General features: G+C 53.8%; 5 protein-coding genes. All 5 read left to right on the top strand.

Going from position 1 to position 4,181, the window contains the following annotated elements; all coding sequences use genetic code 11:
• A partial coding sequence (locus HMPREF2749_RS00360) for a hypothetical protein (protein WP_210395305.1) occupies positions 1 to 651 on the top strand: 651 nt, incomplete at its 5' end.
• 356 nt (positions 652 to 1,007) lie between these two features.
• The gene (locus HMPREF2749_RS00350) at positions 1,008 to 1,292 is read left to right on the top strand and encodes a helix-turn-helix domain-containing protein (RefSeq protein ID WP_070592949.1); all 285 of its coding nucleotides are present in this window, start codon (positions 1,008 to 1,010) and stop codon (positions 1,290 to 1,292) included.
• Positions 1,289 to 1,480 (top strand): hypothetical protein, encoded by a 192-nt coding sequence (locus HMPREF2749_RS00345; RefSeq protein WP_070592948.1) that lies wholly within the window; start codon positions 1,289 to 1,291, stop codon positions 1,478 to 1,480. Before HMPREF2749_RS00350 ends, HMPREF2749_RS00345 begins: the two co-directional genes overlap by 4 nt.
• Before the next feature lie 381 nt (positions 1,481 to 1,861).
• Positions 1,862 to 2,314 carry a hypothetical protein gene (locus HMPREF2749_RS00340; protein WP_141747342.1) on the top strand — a complete coding sequence of 151 codons (453 nt, stop codon included), beginning with the start codon at positions 1,862 to 1,864 and terminating at the stop codon, positions 2,312 to 2,314.
• 198 nt (positions 2,315 to 2,512) lie between these two features.
• The gene (locus HMPREF2749_RS00335) at positions 2,513 to 3,187 is read left to right on the top strand and encodes a hypothetical protein (protein WP_070592944.1); all 675 of its coding nucleotides are present in this window, start codon (positions 2,513 to 2,515) and stop codon (positions 3,185 to 3,187) included.
• Positions 3,188 to 4,181 lie beyond the last annotated feature (994 nt).

The following is a 4,181-nucleotide window of genomic DNA, read 5'->3' as shown; positions in this document are numbered from 1 at the left end:
CCAATCCCGGCGGCACCGACCAGCAAATCAGACAAGGAGCTGACAATGAGTGCTAACACCTGGAACGTAACGTTTAAGGATATGCCCGACCTGATTTTCAACGTTGAACAGATGGAGAACGCGGGGAAGAAGGTTTACGGCCTCGTCCTGACCAACAGTATTCCCTTCACCTTTAATGGGTTGAAAAAGGAGCTGGCAGGTGAGAAGTTCGGCACCCTGGAAGATATTCTTGAATGGCTCGAATCCGACCCTGGGCAGATTCAGAAGCCCTTCTGTGAAACTATCAGCGGCGGGCACCGTGACTCTGGAGAGCAGCTGTACACCGCGCCTTGTGTCCCTGTGCAGGATGACGTTTACGTGTGGTGGAACCACGAAGAAGTAGAGCAAGCGCCGGGCACTCGAACCGTCCTCATGGATTGCGGTTACGCCGACGAGGACGACTTGGCCGACCCGAACGCCGAAGCGTGGGAGGACATGGAGCGCCTGAATGTCCATTCAGAACCGCTTCCGGTCACGGTTGGGAATGTTCTCGCTTACGCTCACGCTGAGGTGTTCAGGGTGAACGTGCCGGAGCGAATCGAGCTGATCCCGGCGAATGAGATTCTAGATGACCTTATCGAGCACTTCGCGCAGCAGACCGAACAGGACTAGGGGGCGGCGGTGCTATTTCTTGCAGAAAACTCCACCCTGTATGGCGTAATCGGCGTTGCCGGAGTCGCTGTCGCCATTCTCTACTCGCTGGGGTTGGCGTTCGTGTCCCTCTGGATATGTTCGGAAACCGACGATTTTGACGGACTTACCGGGGTATTTGGGGCCTGGATTTTTGGAGTAGCTACCATTCTGTATATCACTACTACCATTCAGAGGATTCTTTAAATTAAAACCCCCGGTGCCACCGCCCAAAAACGGGCGTGGGAAAAGGCACCGGGGGAAACCCCCACCACACGCGGGGGACAGAAGGTGCGTGAAAATCATGTAAACACGCAGAAGAAAGGATACAGGAAATAATGGCAAAGAAAAAGAAGAAGGAACAAGAGTTCATCGCGTACATGACGAGTTCGGATGTGGCAAAAATGGCCGGGGTGAAAGTTTCGACTGTGACCGCCGCCCGCACGAAAGGTCATTTGCACCCCGCCTCTTCTATTGGCAACAACTGGGGATACCTGGAGCCCGAAGTGCGCCGCTGGATGGAATGGCGCGAGAAGTACCCCCCGGAGTCGCGCCGTTGGGGTTGGAACGGTTCCGGTCAGCCCCGCCCGCATGGTGTGGCAGTCAAGAGCGAGAAGAAATGACCGGCTTCTTCTTGCTGCTGGCGGCTATCGTGCTTGTGCTCGCTATAGTCGCCGTCCTACTCGGAAGGCTCTCCGATGGGGAAGACAGGGAGAAAAGCTCTATTAATCCGATATGGCTGCTTTTTGCGGCGGTGCTGTTTGTCGGCTTTTGCTACTGGGCTTTTTTGGCCTCTAAGTGGGAGCAATAGGCAAAAATGAAAGTTTTAGCGGTCATTGGGCTATCCGTCCTCGCTCTGACGTTCTTGCTTGCCCCGCCGTATCTTCTCTTTGCCCGTGGTTGGGGGCTCCGCCGCGGGGCGTGGTATTGGCTTCTGTGGGCGGGCTTGGCGGTGGACACCGGTTATCTGGCGCTCATGGTTGCTCTGAATTAGTCACGGCGCAGCCGACCGTGACCGCTGTCAGCAAATCAGTTAGGAGGAAAAACAGTGCTTGCACTTTTAGATAAAGAAGTAGTTACTCAGCCAGAGGTGTTATTGGTTAGCTGTATTGCCGTTGCTTTGTTTGTGCTCCCTCTGTGGTGTTGGCTGTGGGATGATTTTATTTGGCCTCGCATCACGTGCAAAAAGATCGTGGAGGTTGAACACCTCAACGATGAACTAGAGGTTGAAGTCGAGGAAATCGTCAAGTTCAACCAGTTCATCAACCGTGAATCCAACATCAAGAGCCCGACCGTCGAAGACATCAACTTTGAGAAGCCCTTTGTGCTACTTCGCACGCGAGTGTCCGGCAGCGAAGAGGTTAAGAAATCTACTTTTGTGTTCGATAAGCGGCACGGGAACTGGTGGCCGCGTGATGGGGGGTGGGATGGTGACCCCGCAGGTCTGAAAAAGAACTACCGCACCGCTGTTCATATTGTCCCGTCTGACCGGGATTATTCCTACATTTCCGCTGAGATTTGGCACTCTCGATTCTGTCCGCGTCGTCATTTCCGCAATGACGGGCACCGTCACCGCCACGGTGGACGGTGCAGGCTCATTAGCTCTGAGGAGCATGTGACCTGGCACATCAAGGGTGACAGTTAGAAGGTGCAGCCCCTCTCTCGCATTGTGCGAGTGGGGGGCTTATTTTTTTGGGGAAATTGTGGGGTGAAACCTACTTATATTCCTTTTCTTGTGATACAATATAAGTGTAAGGAAAACACGGGGAGGGAAACCCCGAAACCCTTACCGGCGGCACCGAATCCGGCGCAGCCGACAGCAAATCAGAGAAGGAGAAATAACATGTCACACAGCATCAAGTACCCCCGGAAGGAAAAGGGCCGCACGTACTCGGCACACATTGGCGGGCCTTCACCCTTTGGGAACGGGCCATTCGATAACCGCTGGTACTTCCGCAGCAGGGGGCGAAGGCTCTGGCTCAACATGGACCGTGAGCCTAACCCCATTGCCGAAGCATTGGGTGAGAATGCAGAACATATCACCCTTCGCAGCAAAGACCAGGCCCCGAACGTTTTCTTCGCCGCTGATAAGGTCATCGAATTTTTCGAACGAGAAGCCGAAGAAATTCGCAAAGATCAGCACCGGACGCAGCAAGCGGGTTTCCTGAAAAGCTTTGCGCAGTGGCTACGCTGGCTTTCTCGCCAGATTGAGCGAGACTACCCGTTCGACACTCGCCTTCTTCGAGCTGAACATCTCTACGCTCTCAACGTCAACCCGTGCCCGCCGGGCTCATGGATGGTCTGCAATGAAGACGGTGAAGGGCTGGGGTGGGTTCATGAACTCGACGTCCCTAACTGCACCAAATACTACGGCTACATCATGAACAGCTGGTCGGCCATGATGGGTAATGAACTTGATGCCTACGCCTACGCCGATTCACAGAGCGATAGCCTGGAAACCTGTGTGAATGAAGTTCGCGCCGCAGCGCAACCGCCGCGGAACCGCAGGATTCGCTAATTCCCATCAGGGATAAGGCAAAAACTAGCCGGTGACGAAAACGCTTGCCTCACTTTCAGAGGTAGTGTTAAACTGAAAACATAACCGCATAGGGAACGTGGAAGTGGCTAAGTTTTGCGAGGCTATCCCTTTTCTCACCCCCCTTGCAGGGGGTGAGCTTTCATTGAGGACTCCACTAGAAGTCTCTGGGAGCGTTGCTTTCCTGCTTTTCTCTTAACCCGGTGACGGGTTAAGGGACTTTCATTGAGGTTTGGACCTGTTGCTATATGGAGCGTCTGTTTCTAAGCCTTCCCCGGAATCCGCGTTTGCGGTGAACGGGGCTTTCATTGAGGGTAGTACTTTACCTCGGATGGAGCATTGCTTTCTTCCTTTTCTCACCCCTCACAAGGGGGTGGGTCTTCATTGAGGGATTAAAGTTCGTCCTGGAAGAGCTTTTCTCTTGCACCCTTTTCCTTCCGCTTCGCCCCCGCTGGTGGGGCGGAAGGACTTTCATTGAGGAATCAACATTATCTAGCGGGAGGCCCTTCTTTATGTGTATTCCCCGCCGCTCTTGCGGGTTGCGGGGCTTTCATTGAGGAATTAAAATTTTGTGGGAAGAAGCCGACTGTTTGATTCTCATTCCCCCACCTTACCGCTCTGTGGTTGTGTGCTACAGGCAGGGGGTGCGGGGCTTTCATTGAGGGGCGAACATTTTTTGGGTGGGAGCCTCTTTTCCCTATGGGTATTCCCCGCCGCCCGCAAGAGCGGCGGGGCTTTCATTGAGGAATGTACTGTAGCCCTATTGGAGCGGAACTTTCCCAATATTTCCCTTGACCTGGTGACGGGTTAAGGGACTTTCATTAAAGCTTCGGCACTGAACCTGATAGGTTCAGTGCCGAAGCTTTTTAAGTGCCCGCAGCAGGCGGCGGTGACCGGTCATCAGCGCCTGGAGCCCGGAATTTTTCGTGATAATTTCGCCGCCACACCTTGTTTATATGCGTTCAGCTGTGCTACA

Origin of the sequence: Rothia sp. HMSC075F09 (assembly GCF_001810515.1) — a bacterium.
Lineage (GTDB): Bacteria > Actinomycetota > Actinomycetes > Actinomycetales > Micrococcaceae > Rothia.
Note: the sequence above shows the minus strand (reverse complement) of the source record. Positions and strands in the feature narration are given on the sequence as shown.

What these genes read in the sequence shown, in the direction of transcription:
- HMPREF2749_RS00350 (WP_070592949.1), top strand. Translation starts at nt 1,008, where the DNA reads ATGGCAAAGAAAAAGAAGAAGGAACAAGAGTTCATCGCGTACATGACG.
- HMPREF2749_RS00345 (WP_070592948.1), top strand. Translation starts at nt 1,289, where the DNA reads ATGACCGGCTTCTTCTTGCTGCTGGCGGCTATCGTGCTTGTGCTCGCT.
- HMPREF2749_RS00335 (WP_070592944.1), top strand. Translation starts at nt 2,513, where the DNA reads ATGTCACACAGCATCAAGTACCCCCGGAAGGAAAAGGGCCGCACGTAC.